This is a genomic window from Bacillus sp. TH22 (genome assembly GCF_016651015.1).
Taxonomy (GTDB): Bacteria; Bacillota; Bacilli; order Bacillales; family Bacillaceae_G; genus Bacillus_A; species Bacillus_A mycoides.
Genome location: NZ_JAEKER010000001.1, coordinates 958,115 through 973,957, shown reverse-complemented (window position 1 = coordinate 973,957; position 15,843 = coordinate 958,115). Strand labels below are relative to the sequence as shown.

Here is a 15,843-nt window from a genome sequence, read left to right as displayed (position 1 = left end):
AGGAGGTTATAGTATGAATTATAAAACGCAGTTTGCGAAAAGTTTATCGAATATTTTTACGAATGAATTAACACAAAATCAAATTTTAGATTTAATCGAAACACCAAAACAAGATGAATTCGGAGATGCAGCGTTCCCATGCTTTTCACTAGCGAAGCAATATAAAAAATCACCAGCTATTATAGCGAAGGAATTGGCGGAGAAATTAAATGATCCGTTCTTTACGAAAGTAGAGGCTGTTGGTCCTTATGTAAATGTATTTTTTAATCGTGAAACAGTAAGTGATGAAGTATTAAAAATAATTTTAGCGGAGAAAGAAGAGTACGGTCAAAATCACTTTGGATGTGAAAAAACGGTAGTTATCGATTATTCCTCTCCTAATATCGCGAAACCTTTTTCAATGGGGCATTTACGTTCTACAATGATTGGTAATTCACTGAAACATATCGCCGAAAAGTGTGGGTATGAAGTTGTCGGAATCAATTATATTGGCGATTGGGGCACGCAGTTTGGAAAGTTAATTACCGCATATAAAAAATGGGGAAATGAAGAGGTAGTTAAAGAGGATCCGATACGTGAGTTATTTAAGTTATATGTTCAGTTTCATGAAGAAGCAAAAGAGAACAAAGAACTAGAAGAAGAAGGACGATCATGGTTTAAAAAACTAGAAGAAGGAAATGAAGAAGCAGTCGAACTTTGGAATTGGTTCCGTCATGAGTCTTTAAAAGAATTTTCTCGTATTTATGAACTTCTCGGTGTGGAATTTACAAACTTTCAAGGAGAAGCTTTCTATAACGATAAAATGGAAGACTTTATTGAGATTTTAGAAGAGCACGATTTACTTGAAGAATCAGAAGGCGCATTAGTCGTTAATTTAGAAAAAGAAGGTATGCCGCCATGCTTAATTAGAAAATCAGATGGTGCAACTATTTACGCAACGCGTGATTTAACAGCGGCATTGTATCGTCAAAACACATACGAATTTGATAAAGCACTATATGTAGTTGGCCCAGAACAAAGTTTACATTTTAATCAATTTTTCACTGTATTAAAAAAGCTAGGCTGTACTTGGGTTGATGGAATGGAACATGTACCGTTCGGGTTCATATTAAAAGATGGTAAGAAAATGTCGACACGTAAGGGCAGAATTATTTTATTGGAAGAAGTGTTAGAAGAAGCTGTTGCGCTTGCGGAACAAAATATTGAAGAGAAAAATCCGAATTTAAAACAAAAAGAAGACGTGGCAAAACAAGTCGGTGTTGGAGCGGTTATCTTCCATGATTTAAAAAATGAGCGTATGCATAATATCGAATTCTCATTAGAAAATATGTTGAAATTTGAAGGAGAAACAGGACCATATGTGCAGTACACACATGCGCGTGCCTGCTCTATTTTAAGAAAAGAAAGTGTAGAATTTGAAACGTGTACTTTTGAATTAAAAGACGATTACAGCTGGAGTGTAGTAAAATTACTCAATAAATTCCCGCAAGCAATTGAAGCGGCCTTCAACAAAAATGAGCCATCTATTATTTCAAAATACGTATTAGATGTAGCGCAAGCGTTCAATAAATATTATGGAAATGTTCGTATATTAGAAAAGAGCGAAGAGAAAGAGAGTAGACTCGCATTAGCTTACGCTGTGACGGTTGTATTAAAAGAGGGATTACGTTTACTTGGGGTAGGGGCACCTGAGGAGATGTAAAATAAAAATTTTGTAACAAAAAGGCAAATCAGACGGTCATTAATCTGATTTGTCTTTTTGTATTTTCTTAAATAAATTCTTATTTATAAAGTGTTATACGCTACGAAGTGTAAGAATTCTATAATTTTGTTACTAAATCAATTAAAATATTTATAGAGAGGATGGTCCGTATTGATTCGAAGTTTCATTTTAAAAATTCCTTGTCATAGACTACCGGAAAGGAGTTTTCTTAAACTACAAAAATACATGCCTTTATGTGCGCGATGCACAGGTATGTTTATTGGTTTATGTATGTTTCCAATTTACTTTTTAATAACACCTTCGTTTAGTCTCTCATTAATGCTATCCTTTTTTGCTCAAATTCCATTATTAATTGATGGATTCACCCAAAAGTGGAAATGGCGAAGCAGCACAAATTTGCTAAGAGTAACTACTGGCTTATTAAGCGGTAATGGTATGGGACTATTTATTGCATCTAGTATTATATGGATTACATCTTAAACCACATATCAACGGAGGTAGCTACTTACATGTTTTGGATTTACATAATTCTAATTTTTATATCAGGTGGAAGTGGAATTGGTTTTATCATTCATGAAAAATATATAGAAGCAACAATAGCTTTTGTTATTTGCCTATTATTTATGGTGCTACTATATTTTTATTTAAAAAGAAGCAAAAAAAGAGAAATTTAGATTGTGACGTAATAGATTGTACCGATTGCTCAGATTGTGATTGTACTATCTAAACTTCTATGTATTTCTTTTTTATGAAAAGGATTATATATCGTTTCAGGTATGTAATCCTTTTTATTTTTTTAAAAAATTAGTTTGTCAAATAGGTGGAGAGTAAAGAACATGTACGATTTAACGCAATAATTAGAACTAAAAATCTCTAAAAATATTAGAAACATAGGAATACGTTTATTGAATGGAGAACTTTAGTTTTGTATATAAAAGGAGGTGTTGTACTTGGAAGAGTATGATTGGAATAGTAAGCTAGAGTATTTAAGAAATACGAGAGATTTATATTATAACGATGATTATTTAAGTTTTTTAGTAAATACAGTTTGGAAGATTTTTGAGCCAGTACATATTGTTGATTACGGTTGTGGGTATGGCTACTTAGGTTTAATTTTGTTGCCGTTACTTCCAAATGGATCAAATTATACAGGTATTGATAGCGGGGAAGCATTAATAGCTGAAGCGAGAGAGTTGTTTCGTTCGCTTCCATATGAATCAGAATTTATTGAAGGAGATGCTACAGAAATTGAATTGGAAAATAAATATGATATAGCTGTCAGTCATGCTTTCTTATTACATATGAATTCGCCCAAAACGATGTTGCAAAAAATGATAAATTCAATTAAGGAGGGAGGAAAGATAATATGTTTTGAGCCGAATTGGATTTCTAATATGTCTTCATACATGCTAGATGGAGTAATTCAATCGAAAATTATCCAGCTTGGTGTTTTGCAGAAGTTATTTGAAGAAGATGCACACAGAAGTGGTAAAGATGGCAATATTGGCATGAAAATACCAATGTATTTAAGTGAATTAGGTGTTAAAAATATTGAATGTAGAGTAAGTGATAAAGTGAATTTTTTAGATCCTAATTTAAATCAAAATGATAAGCAAGGATTATATAATTCTCTAAAAGAAGAGGGGATTGCTAGTAATCCAGGTGAAAAACAACAATTTATAGATTGTTTAATGAGTCGGGGCTTAACATTTGCTGAAGCACTCGCTCAATATGAAGCAGAACTACGATTTTTTGAAATGTTTCATATACATGCATCTTTAGTATATGCTCCGAATATGAAAATTACATTTGGTGAAATAAAGAAGTAAATATCATATTAGAAAAGTAAGGGAGAAGGAGAATTGCTACATTTCTAATATGGATAGGTTGCCATTATTATCAAGGCTTGCCGGTAAATCGATATATCTTATCAAATCGTTGATATATTGTAAGTTACGATATATATTCAGGAAATCGTTAATATAATTTCATCCACTGAATGAAGGCTCAAAAAAGAAGATAAAACCCATCTTCGAATAATACATGTTATTTCATCAAATTAAACAAAATAACGAGAAAAAGTATCGTTTTTAAGATATTTAGTTATAAACTTGAATAATATTAAATAATATCGTTCATTATATGAGGTTTTAGTTGAATGCATACTATATGATGTGTAAAATCTAAGCAAGTAGGTTAGAATACTGCTTGCAAATGGCAGTATAAATAATAATTTGAGGTGAATGCATGCTAGATTTTAAGCAATTAGAGATTTGTTTGAAAGAAAAGAGATTCGTAGATGGATTACATGAGATAAATAATGAAATTGCGCATATAAAAGAAAAGAATAAGTTATCATACGTGAAGAAATGGCTTTCTAACGTCTCGTCAGCTAAGGAGTTTGATACATTAATTCGTCTTGCTGATGAAGGTTTGATGCATCAATATAGCTCCTTTTTAATTCGTTATACGTATAAAAAATTCCCAAATATGAGAACGCTCTCTTTATATTGTGATGAATTAATTGATGAACGTAAAATCCTTGATGCTGAACAATTGTTAAAAGATTCTTTGGAAAAGGTAAATGAAGAGGAAACTGATGCGGATGTTTTAACGAAAGCATACTTTACGTTAGTTAGATGTTTGCTAGATATGAAGCGAAATGAAGAGGCCTATGCCTATATGCAAAAGGCGGAAAAGTATAGTACACGTGCAGTTTTTGATAAATGGGGTTACTTATATATACAGACTGGTGAGTGGGAGAAGGCAGAGGAACAACTTTTATCCGGTCAGCAGCATAAAGATTGTGAAGAGTTAGCTACGTACTTATTGGCGCAATTATATGCATATAAAGGTGAACAGCAGCGAGCACTACAACTCATTAATGATGCGATTGCAAAGTTCCCTCAAGTACCATATTTCTATTTTGAAAAAGTAAAATATTTATTAGATTTAGAGCGCTATGAAGAAATGTTAGCGGTAATAGATAAAATTAATCATATGCTTCCGCATCATGCATATACAACTTATTTTATACATTTACGTGCAGAAGCATTTTATAAAATGAATAATATTCACGATTTGCAAGCACTATTGAAAAGTGAAAAGAGTTTAAAAAATTCTCTATATCATCATATAGAAAAAAATCCTGATGGAAAAAAGGTTCGTTTACCGATAGTTCCGGTTGTACAAAAGGATAACTATTGCGTTCCGACAAGTTTGGAAATGATGTTAGGGGTATGGGGAGAAAAACGTACGCAAGATGAAATTGCACAACATATTTTTGATGTAACAGGTTCTAAGTTTTCAGATACAGTTACATATATAGAAGAGCAAGGTTACGAATATCGTTATTTTCAAGGGAATGAGGAAAATTATAAGAGATTACTCAATCAAGGTATTCCCGTTTTATTAAGTATAGATATTGAGCACGCTTCCCATGTACAAGTGCTTTCTGGTTATGACGATGTACTGCAAGCTTTTTATATTCAAGATCCGAATTTCTTGGAACCGATTCTTGTGGAATATGATAAGCTACAAGAAAAATATCGTTATACAGATTGTTTAGCTATTACGTTTATACCGAAAGATAGAATGGAACAACTTTCATTTTTAAATGAGGAAGAACACACTTATTATAAAACAATCTTTTCTCTTACAGATCATTTAGGTGAGCAAGATAAAGAGGGAATTGAAAAGTTAGTACTATTTTTAAAAGAAACAAGTGAAAATCCAAACACTTGGTTATATACGATTAAACATTTAGATGCTGAAGTAGATAAAGATTTTATTCAGTTTTGTATAGGGAAATTAATGAAAAAGTTTCCGAGCTCTGACTTTGTGAAATTGCATAGTGCACAGTGTTTTATTCGTCTGCAGGATATGGAAAAAGCAGGACAGATGCTTCAAAGTGTGGAGAAGAAAAGCAATCAAGCGTTGTATCATTTTATAAATGGACGTTATTCTTTTGAGCAAGATAATTATGCAGAATCGATTGCTAGTTTTCGTTCATCATTACAATTGGATGCAGATCAACCAGTTGCGTGGAGTTTCTTAGCATTATCATACATGTATATGGATCAATCCGAAAAGGGGCTAGAGTATTCTCTAACAGCTATAGAACGTAGTCCAGAAAGGTTTACACTTGTAAATCACGGTTTAATTTTAATAGATTTAGAACGATATGAAGAAGCATATGGATTCTTTAATGATTTATTAAAAGAATATAAATATGAAGCGCACATATGGTATGAACGTGCAAGATGTGCTCAGTATTTAGGGAAAGTGTATTTGGCGGTAAAAGGACTTAAAGTGGCGATTCAATTAGATAAAACAGCAGCCTATTTATATACGAAGCTTTCGGAAATCTATGAATCGGATTTGGATGATGAGAAAAATACGAAGGAAATTCTATTACAAGGAATTCAAAATTGTGAAGATCAGGCGTCTTTATATGTTCGTTTAGGAGATTTTCATTTTCAAAATGATGAACTTGAAGAAGCGGAAACTATATATAAGCGTTCTTTAGAAGAAAATAATGAAGATGTATATTCTCATTTCGGTTTAATTCAAGTTTATATGGCAAAGGAACAATATAAGGATGCAAAAAACTATATTGTCAGTATTAATAAGCAATTTGAAGACAATCAAGATTTCCTTATGAATGCTGGTATGGTGTTATGGGATGCTGAAATGGCATTAGGTGAGGATGAAAAAGAGTTAAAACTTGCACTTTCTAAATTAGAGAACGGTATACGAAGCGTATACGCTAATATAGCGAGCGTGTTGGATGAGTATGTAAATCGAATAAAAGACACAGCTTTTGTGCAACGAGGCATAGCATTTTTAAGAACGTTAGAAAAAGAAAAAGAGGATGTAATTGAATACGGTTGTTACGCAGGTGTTTTATATGAATCTATTGGACAGTATGATCAGGCGATAAAACGGTATAATGATGCACTTAAGAAAAAACAAGATTCATTGCCGTATTTCCGTATCGGTGAAACATTCATGGCGTTAGGGCAATTTCAAGAAGCGAAGCATGCGTATGAAACATGTTTAGAAATGGATAAGAACTTCTTAGGTGTACATTTGCAGCTTGCTGAAATATACGAAAAAGAAGAGAATCGTTCCAAAGAACAAAAGCATATGGTCCAGGCGATGAAAGAAGAACCAATGCATATAAATATGGAATATTTAGCGCAGCTTTCAGTAGAAATGAATCTTCAGGAAGAATTGCTAGTTGAACTAGAAAAATTGGAGAAAGAAGTTCCTGAAACATGGCGTTTAGATGCGATTGCATACGTGTTTGGCGCGATGAATGACATAGATAAAGAAAAAGAATATATCGAATGCGCAATGAAAATAGATGAAGCGCATGTGGAAGTACTATATCATTATGCGAAATTGCTAGTTAAAAAGCAGAGTGCAGAAGCAATCGAAGTTGCGCTGAAAGTAATGCATAAAAATTTGGAAAGTGAACGTATTTTTGGTGTGTACGTAAAAGCAATGGAACAACATAAAAAATTATCCCAAATACGAGACGTACTTCATACGCTAAAGGTGAAAAAAGCAGAAAGAAGTACAGCGTTTATGTATGCAGCTACTGCGGTTGCCGAAAGATTAGTAGAAAGGCAACAAAATGAGCAACCGAAAAAATCTATATTTACAAGAGCATTTTATCGTATGAAAAATCGTGCGAAGGAAATTTCAATGATTACAGTTATTATTGATTTATTTGAAATCTCCTTAAAGTTAAATCCGAAAAATAGTATGGCAGCACAGCGTTTCGCAATATTTTATGAGAATGCGGCGATGAATAAAGAAGCTATAGAGGTTTTACAAACATCGTTAGAAAATAAGTGGGATTATGATGTAGCGAAGCAACTTGTAAATCTTTTCATTGAGTGTGAAGAAGAAGAAGAAGAAGATATGTTACGAGACGCTTTTGAATTAACGAAACAAATGGTTCGAGAGCTACCGGATGATTATGATACTCTTCTTTTACAAGCGAATGTATTATGTAAGCTAGGCGAAGAAAGAAAAGCCGAAAAAATTTACTTGCAATTAATTGAGAAAACACCATTTGTAAGTAGAGGATTCCTTGCTTTAGCAGAAATATATCAAAGTCAAGAGAGAATTGAGGACGCGATTCAGTTATTAGAAGACGCTTCTGTGCATCATCCGAATGAAACGGCAATTCTTCTTGCTTTAGCATCTTCGTATCATAGAGCTGGGCAAACGACAAAGGCAGAAAAAATAACAAGTGAAATATTAGCAATTGATGCTACTGACTTGTTAGCAAGATACGATCATGCTTGTTATTTAACATCATTAAACAGAAATGAAGAGGCAAGAGATGAACTTGAAATTGTGCTTCGTGAAGATGAAACAGGATTTTTCGCTGAACTTGCAGAGGAAGAAGAAGATTTAGCAGGATTGCGAGAATTTGAAAAGTAATTGTATAAGAATAGAGAAAAAGGGTATAAATAAAAATATATTTCGAATTAGTTGACAATTAATTGTTTAATGGCATAAAATAACTTTTAATAAAGTATACAAATCTGAAGACGAGAAAGAGTAAAATAGTGAGCTGTTCTCCAGAGAGCCGGTGTATTGCTGAAAGCCGGTGTGCAGACGTTATTTGAAAATCATCTCCGAGGAGCCGTGGCTGAATAAAGTAAGCTCGGACGGATGTCTACCGTTACAAAGAACGCGTATGTTAGTACGTTGCTAAGTGCTATTAGTGAAAAGCTAATAGAATTAGGGTGGTAACGCGGGTAAACCCGTCCCTACTTCATAGGGGCGGGTTTTTTGTGTGCTTTTAAAACATTCAAAGGAGTGATTGTAGATGAAGAAAGTAGATGTAAAAGAGTCGGCTGTAGGGAGAGAAACACGTATTCGTAAGCAGTGGAACGAACAGGGCATTTTTGAACAATCAATTCAGAATAGAGAAGGCGCACAATCGTTTGTGTTTTATGAAGGACCACCAACGGCGAACGGTTTACCACACGTCGGCCATGCACTTGGTCGGGCAATTAAAGATTTAGTAGCAAGATATAAAACGATGGCTGGATATAAAGTGTTAAGAAAAGCTGGCTGGGATACACATGGATTACCTGTAGAATTAGGCGTCGAAAAACAACTTGGTATTTCAGGTAAGCATGAGATTGAAGAGTACGGCATTGAGCCATTTATTCAAAAGTGTAAAGAGAGTGTATTCACGTATGAGAAGCAGTGGCGTGAATTTACGGAGAGCATTGGATATTGGGTAGATATGGATGATCCATACGTTACTCTAGAGAATCCATATATCGAAAGTGTATGGAATATTTTAGGGACGATTCATGAAAAAGGTTTGTTATATAAAGGACATAGAGTTTCTCCATACTGTCCAAGCTGTCAAACATCGCTTAGTTCACATGAAGTTGCACAAGGATATAAAACAGTGAAAGATTTAAGCGCAACGGTTAAGTTTAAAGTAAAAGATAGTGAAAATGAATATTTCCTTGGATGGACGACAACGCCGTGGACACTTCCAGCGAATGTTGCACTTGCCGTACATCCAAATATGGAATACGTTAAAGCGAAACAAGAAGGGTATGTATACATTGTTGCGAAAGAGCGTGTACAAGAAGTATTAAAAGAAAACTATGAAGTATTATCTGTTCACAAAGGCGAAGAATTAGTAAACACATCTTATACAGCACCGTTTCCGATGAAGGAAGTTACAAATGGGTACCACGTAATTGCAGCAGATTTTGTAACAGCAGATAGTGGTACAGGACTCGTTCATATCGCTCCAGCATATGGGGAGGACGATTATAAAGTCGTTCAAAGTGAAGGATTGTCGTTCTTACATGTTGTAGATGAGAAAGGTGAGTATACGGATGCAGTACCATTTCTTAAAGGTAAGTTTGTAAAAGATTGTGACGTTGATATCGTTCGTTATTTAGCGAAAGAAGGGTTACTATATCATAAAGAAAAATATGAACATAGCTATCCGCATTGCTGGCGCTGTGATTCACCATTACTTTATTATGCAGGAGAAAGCTGGTTAATCCGAACAACTGAGATTAAAGAAACATTTTTACGAAATAATGATTCTGTTAAGTGGTATCCAGACCATATGAAGCATGGACGGTTTGGTAAGTTTTTAGAAAACATGGTGGACTGGAATATTAGCCGGAATAGATATTGGGGAACACCTTTAAACGTATGGGAATGTGAAAGCTGCGATCATCAATTCGCACCGAAAAGCATTGCCGAATTAAGAAAGCATAGTACGAAAGAAACACCTGAAGATTTAGAATTGCATAAGCCGTATGTAGATGAAGTGCAAGTTTGCTGCGAAAAATGCGGAAGTACAATGAATCGCACACCAGAAGTAATCGATGTTTGGTTTGATAGTGGTTCCATGCCGTTTGCACAATATCATTATCCATTTGAAAATAAAGAGTTATTTGAAGAACAGTTTCCAGCAGATGTTATTGCAGAAGGCATTGATCAAACACGCGGATGGTTTTATAGTTTATTAGCCGTATCAGCGCTATATACAGGGAAAGTACCATATAAACGAGTGTTATCACTAGGGCATGTTCTAGACGAGGAAGGACAGAAAATGTCTAAAAGTAAAGGAAATGCACTAGATCCAGTTGATTTAGTAAATCAGTTTGGTGCAGATGCTTTAAGATGGGCTCTACTTGTTGACAGTGCTCCGTGGAATGCAAAGCGTTTTTCTGAAAGAACAGTACTGGAAGCAAAATCTAAATTTGTAGATACGTTAGTCAATGTATATAGCTTCTACGTTTTATATGCAAATTTAGATGAGTATAATCCGAAAGAAAAGTATGAAGTTAAACGTACGAAATTAGATGAATGGGTATTATCAAGATTGCATAGCACAACGAAAAAAGTGAGAACAGCACTTGATGATTATCAATTTACGAATGCAGCTCGTGAAATCGCGGCGCTTGTAGATGAAGTCAGTAACTGGTACGTAAGACGATCACGTAATCGTTTCTGGGAATCTGGTATGAATCCTGAAAAAGCAGCTGCGTATGAAACGCTTCATGAAGTGCTTGTAACAATTAGTAAATTAATCGCACCATTTACACCGTTTGTAGCTGAGGATATTCATCTGAATTTAGAAGGAAGAAGCGTTCATTTAGCAGATTATCCGGTTGTAAACGAATCACTTATCCAGCCCCAGTTAGAAGCGGAAATGAATGCTGTTTTACAAGTTGTTGAACTTGGAAGAAGTAATCGTAATCAACATTCATTAAAAGTAAAACAGCCGTTAGCAGAACTTGTATTACTAGCGCATAATGAAAATGATATGGATTGGGAATCTTATCGTGATATCATCATGGATGAGCTAAATGTAAAAGCGTTCCATGTTGAACTCGATGAAACGAAATACACGTCCTATCAATTAAAGCTGAATTTTAAAACGGCTGGGCCGAAGTTTGGTAAAAGTGTGAATGCAGTAAATGGCTGGCTAAAACAATTATCAAAAGAAGAAGTACAACACTTTGTATCTACAGAAAGAGCAGTTTACGAAGTAGCACCAGGAGAAGAAGTAGTTGTAACAGCTGAAGATGTATTAGTAGAGAAAGTTGCGAAATCAGGATTTTCAAATACAACTAACGGTCAATATACGGTAATGTTAGATACGAATGTAACGGAAGAATTGTTACAAGAAGGAGTAGCACGTGAATTTATTCGTGCAGTTCAAGAATATCGTAAGCAGTTGAATTTACCAGTTAATTTACGAGTGGATGTAATTCTTGATACAGAAGAAGAACTACAGCAAACGTTAACGAATCATAAAGATTTATTAGAAGAAAACTTACTCGTCAAGCAATTTACATTTGGTCACTTAACGAATGAGGACGATGAACTTTCTTTAGGTGAGACAAAGATCCGAATTAAATTAAACGCGGCTAATTAAAGAAAAAAGGAAGTTGGAATCATTCCAACTTCCTTTTTTGTATGAAGATAAATTAATCAGTTATTTTCCGCATAATCCATTCGATGGGTCCTCTAGAAAAGTTCCTTCGCCATAATACGCTAAATAAAATACTGAAAATGAAAAATGCAGTAGCAAATAATAAAACGAAAAGTAGTGTTTGATGTTCCATACGATTTAATACAATCAATGCGCCAATACCGATAAATACATGACTTACATAATGCGTTAATGTTAATTGTCCTGTTTGTATAATGGAAGTAACAAACCAATTATTTTCATATTTTTCAGCAATGTAGAGGCAAATTATTAATATAGCAATAGCAGATCCTGTAGCGGATGCGACGTATAATATATTGGGTAAAATGGGTCCTGTGTTAAACAAAAATGTAGAGGCTGCTTCACTAATGTATGGGATAAAAAGGTGTGTTAACCCTTTTGATAATAGCTCTATAATTACGGTTACTGTTAAACCCAGTAAGAACAACCAATGTCTAATTTTCCTATTATGAAGATCTAACCTGCCAATTATCATACCGATTAAGAAGAAAGAAAACCATGGGAAAATAGGGTGATAGCCATTAAAAAATAAGTTGCGAAGAAAACCTGTTAAGGTCCAAAAGTCTATATAGTTTATAAATGGGATTGTGCCTCCCCATCCTTCGAAGGCGTTGAAAGTAAGTTGGAGATATTGTGCAGCAAGTAAAATAATGATAGAAAGCCATATTAGTATAGTTCTTCGTACAGTAATTAGTAATGCAGCGATGAAAAGGTAAACGCCGTAGTAGTGTAAAATATCACCCGTCCATTCCATTACATACAATAATAATCCTAAAATAAATAAGAATAGTGATCGTTTCCAAATCAATATTCGGCTGGTATTGATTTTTATTTTCTCTTGGCTAGCAACAGATGATTTAGTCATTAAAGTTATGCCAATCCCAGCAAGTATAACAAACAAGGCAGAAGCTCTACCTTCAAAAAGTGTCATAAAGGTTTTTAACAGAGGAGGTCCATTTCCTTCCGCCCCTGTTATCACCATGAAATTAACTAGTAACATTCCAAACATTGCCCACGCTCTAGCAAAATCTAAGCCGATAATGCGCTTTTTTGTACTCACTTCAATCCCTGCTTTCAAAAATGCTATTTACAGCTTCAATCCATATTTGTTTATAATCCATATCTAAATGTAACATCATAAAATTCCCAATATTATCAAGAACTAATGCTAACATATGAGCTTTTGAAACTAGATTTTTATTTTGAATGAGTTGAAGTTCATTTGCTTTTGTTAGGAGTGATTCAAATCCGTTTAAATATTCTGTTTGTACAGTTAGTAATCGATCTTTGTACATATCGTTTCTTGAAGATAGTAATACATATTCTTGTAATACACGATTAAAATAAGGATCTTTCTGTTGTTCGTCTATCATTTTAAAGCCAATTTCAACACATTTCTCAATGAAATTCTCTTTCGTAAACTCTTCTGTATGAAAGAATGAGGAGAACTGCATCGCTGCACATAATTCATTAAAAATACTTTCGATTAATGCATCTTTAGATTTAAAGTAATAATAAATAGATGGCTTGGCAATACCAACTTCTTCAGCAATCATTGTATAGGTCGTTTTGGCAATGCCGTGACCGGCAAATAGTCGATAACTTGCTTCGACTATGGAAGAGAGTGTTTCTTCACTTTTGCTCATGATAAGTCCTCCTAATAAAAAAGGTTACATAAATCGTATCATTCATTAATATTATTTTCAACCTATCGTTAGGTAAAAAATAACTTATTTTTTTACACATTATTTTGGTGAAATATAGTTAATCGAAGTGGGAAATAAATATATTTCTAAAGTATTGTTCTCATTTTATACATAATTATTGAGAAAATTTCACTCACCATAAATGTGAAGGTAATAGAATTGCTCGTATAGAATTACTCGTAGATTCAATTTATCTCGTTACTTGTGGACAGTAATAGCTTTATAGGAATGGGGTAAAGGATTCAATTTATTAGGGGGAGTGGTTTTATGTTAAACAAAAAAATGGTGGCAATGGCAATGACTGTGCCATTAGTAATGGGGACGATTTCTACGGTTTCGGCATTGGAAAAACAACAGCAAGTAAAGCTAGAAGCTTATTCACCACAGAAAAAAGCAATTGAATATTTAAAAGGACATGCTACGGAATATGGATTGAAGGCAGACCTTTCAGACTTGCAATATATTTCTACAACAGAAACATCAGTAGCTTCATATGTTAGGTTCCAACAAGTGGTCAATGGTGCGCCTGTATTTTCAAAACAAATTACAGTTACTCTTAACGGAGAGGGAAAAGGCTTACTTGCGGTTTCTGATTATCAGCCTGTTACAGGTGTGAAGGAAGTTACGAAAAAAATTAGTGAAAAAGATGCAGAACAAAAATCGATGGCGTATGTTGGAGGAGAAAGTGAGCAAAACTTATGGGCTCCTACAGAAAAAGAATTCGGATATATTGTTGAAGAGGGAGTCGCTATTCCTGTATATAAAGTGGTAGTCCATTCTAATAATCCATTCGGTGCATGGGAAACATTCATTGATGCGGAAAATGGAAAGTTAATTAAAAAGGTTGATATAAACCGAAAAGCAGAAGGAACAGGAAAAGTATTTTTACCTAACCCTGTCGTATCTAGTGGAAGTTTAGCAGGGTTAAAAGATAATAATGATGCAGATTCAACAGCATTAACGAATCAATTGAAAACTGTTACGTTAAAAGGTTTAGATGGTACAGGATTTTTAATTGGTGAGTATGTTACGATTTCTTCAAAAGCGAAGACGAAATCTACAAACTTACAATTTAATTTTACACGTGCAAATGATAGTTTTGAAGATGTTATGTCATATTATCATATTGATACATTACAGCGTTACATTCAAGGATTAGGCATTAACAATATTAATAATCGTTCTATTAAAGTGAATGTAAATGGTACAACTGATGATAACTCATTTTATTCACCATCAACGAAAGCTTTAACTTTCGGTACTGGCGGAGTAGATGATGCAGAAGATGCGGGCATTATCGCGCATGAATATGGACATTCTATTCAAGATAATCAAGTGCCAGGCTTCGGAAGTTCACCAGAAGGTGGAGCGATGGGAGAAGGATTTGGAGACTTCTTAGGTGCTACTTATGAAGATGCAGTATCGACAACAGGATACGGGAAAGCATGTATTGGAGAATGGGATGCGGCTGCTTATTCTAGTTCAGATCCGACGTGCTTACGCCGATTAGATACGAATAAAGTATACCCGAAAGATATAACGAATGAAGTGCATAATGATGGGGAAATTTGGGCTCAAGGTCAATACGAAATGGCGCAATCTTTTGGACGTGATGTAGCAACAAAAATTATTTTACAATCACATTGGTCATTAACGCCAAATGCGAAATTCCGTGATGGAGCGAAAGCAATTAAGCAAGCGGATGCTCTTTTATACGGCGGACAACACGCGACTGAAATTGATCGCATTTGGGCAGCGAGAGGGATTAGTACGAATTAATATAAAAAAGTCGTGGCGTTTAAAAGCCACGACTTTTTTATTTGCTTAAGAACTGGTACTGGAAAATTTATTGGTAGCGGTAATAATGTACATATACCGATAAGTTCACTTTACTGCTTCTTTAAAAACAAAATGCTCTTTAAATTTTCTAGATTCAACTTTTTGACCGTTTCTCATGGAGCGGAAAGGATGTTCTTGCCACGTAATGATCACGTCAACCTTATCCGCTTTTGTAGAAACTGGAAAATTAGCGTGTTCAAATCCAGTTTTTCCGCCCGCTAGACGACTTTCTTTTAGGGAAAAGAGTTCATATTTTGTTTTCATATTTGGTTCATTCCGAAAAACTTCAACTTGTACATTATACACTTCACTTTTCCCAAGATTTTTTACAGAGAAATGATATGTTTGAAATACACCTTTTTTTGGTTGTAACAATTTTTCACTCGTTCTTTTTACTTCATCAATATTTACTTGCCATTGATCAGAATTTTGAGAGATTGGTAAAGATTTTGGTGAATAGGCATATGCTTCATTAACTACAACTAAGCATAATAGTAGGAGAAAGAAACTAATTGTTTTTTTCATATGTACACCTCCGATAAAAC

Annotated in this window: 9 protein-coding genes, 1 pseudogene and 1 other annotated feature; of the genes and pseudogenes, 7 read left to right on the top strand and 3 right to left on the bottom strand. The window is 34.3% G+C overall.

Annotation, left to right across the window (positions count from 1 at the left end):
• Positions 1 to 13: 13 nt before the first annotated feature.
• From argS to ileS, 6 genes and pseudogenes are all read left to right on the top strand, one after another.
• Positions 14 to 1,702, top strand: coding sequence for an arginine--tRNA ligase (argS, locus tag JFU18_RS04840; RefSeq protein WP_201033094.1), 1,689 nt, complete (start codon positions 14 to 16; stop codon positions 1,700 to 1,702).
• Positions 1,703 to 1,873: 171 nt separating this feature from the next.
• Complete coding sequence (locus tag JFU18_RS04835; protein ID WP_085310836.1) at positions 1,874 to 2,203, top strand: DUF2085 domain-containing protein; 330 nt, start codon at positions 1,874 to 1,876, stop codon at positions 2,201 to 2,203.
• A 29-nt stretch (positions 2,204 to 2,232) separates the two neighbouring features.
• A pseudogene (locus tag JFU18_RS04830) lies at positions 2,233 to 2,450 on the top strand (hypothetical protein).
• A gap of 223 nt (positions 2,451 to 2,673) precedes the next feature.
• Positions 2,674 to 3,552, top strand: coding sequence for a class I SAM-dependent methyltransferase (locus JFU18_RS04825; protein WP_201033096.1), 879 nt, complete (start codon positions 2,674 to 2,676; stop codon positions 3,550 to 3,552).
• Positions 3,553 to 3,970: 418 nt separating this feature from the next.
• Entirely contained in the window at positions 3,971 to 8,182 is a 4,212-nt protein-coding gene (locus JFU18_RS04820; protein ID WP_201033713.1) for a bacteriocin-processing peptidase family protein, read from the top strand.
• Between the two features lie 98 nt (positions 8,183 to 8,280).
• Positions 8,281 to 8,519 (top strand) — a binding site (T-box leader).
• 54 nt (positions 8,520 to 8,573) lie between these two features.
• On the top strand, positions 8,574 to 11,675 hold the full coding sequence (ileS, locus tag JFU18_RS04815) for an isoleucine--tRNA ligase (RefSeq protein WP_201033714.1): 3,102 nt from the start codon (positions 8,574 to 8,576) through the stop codon (positions 11,673 to 11,675).
• 52 nt (positions 11,676 to 11,727) lie between these two features.
• On the opposite strand, the gene JFU18_RS04810 is transcribed toward ileS, so the two are convergent.
• Together JFU18_RS04810 and JFU18_RS04805 are read right to left on the bottom strand one after the other, a co-directional pair.
• The gene (locus JFU18_RS04810) at positions 11,728 to 12,813 is read right to left on the bottom strand and encodes a DUF418 domain-containing protein (protein WP_201033715.1); all 1,086 of its coding nucleotides are present in this window, start codon (positions 12,811 to 12,813) and stop codon (positions 11,728 to 11,730) included.
• Between the two features lies 1 nt (position 12,814).
• Positions 12,815 to 13,399 (bottom strand): TetR/AcrR family transcriptional regulator, encoded by a 585-nt coding sequence (locus JFU18_RS04805; protein WP_002136053.1) that lies wholly within the window; start codon positions 13,397 to 13,399, stop codon positions 12,815 to 12,817.
• Positions 13,400 to 13,726: 327 nt separating this feature from the next.
• Between JFU18_RS04805 and JFU18_RS04800 the strand changes: the two genes are divergently transcribed.
• Complete coding sequence (locus JFU18_RS04800; RefSeq protein ID WP_201033100.1) at positions 13,727 to 15,238, top strand: M36 family metallopeptidase; 1,512 nt, start codon at positions 13,727 to 13,729, stop codon at positions 15,236 to 15,238.
• A gap of 105 nt (positions 15,239 to 15,343) precedes the next feature.
• On the opposite strand, the gene JFU18_RS04795 is transcribed toward JFU18_RS04800, so the two are convergent.
• Positions 15,344 to 15,823: a hypothetical protein gene (locus tag JFU18_RS04795; protein WP_201033101.1), complete on the bottom strand. Its 480-nt coding sequence runs from the start codon at positions 15,821 to 15,823 to the stop codon at positions 15,344 to 15,346.
• Positions 15,824 to 15,843 lie beyond the last annotated feature (20 nt).

What these genes read in the sequence shown, in the direction of transcription:
- JFU18_RS04805 (WP_002136053.1), bottom strand. Translation starts at nt 13,399, where the DNA reads ATGAGCAAAAGTGAAGAAACACTCTCTTCCATAGTCGAAGCAAGTTAT.
- ileS (WP_201033714.1), top strand. Translation starts at nt 8,574, where the DNA reads ATGAAGAAAGTAGATGTAAAAGAGTCGGCTGTAGGGAGAGAAACACGT.
- JFU18_RS04820 (WP_201033713.1), top strand. Translation starts at nt 3,971, where the DNA reads ATGCTAGATTTTAAGCAATTAGAGATTTGTTTGAAAGAAAAGAGATTC.
- argS (WP_201033094.1), top strand. Translation starts at nt 14, where the DNA reads ATGAATTATAAAACGCAGTTTGCGAAAAGTTTATCGAATATTTTTACG.
- JFU18_RS04800 (WP_201033100.1), top strand. Translation starts at nt 13,727, where the DNA reads ATGTTAAACAAAAAAATGGTGGCAATGGCAATGACTGTGCCATTAGTA.
- JFU18_RS04795 (WP_201033101.1), bottom strand. Translation starts at nt 15,823, where the DNA reads ATGAAAAAAACAATTAGTTTCTTTCTCCTACTATTATGCTTAGTTGTA.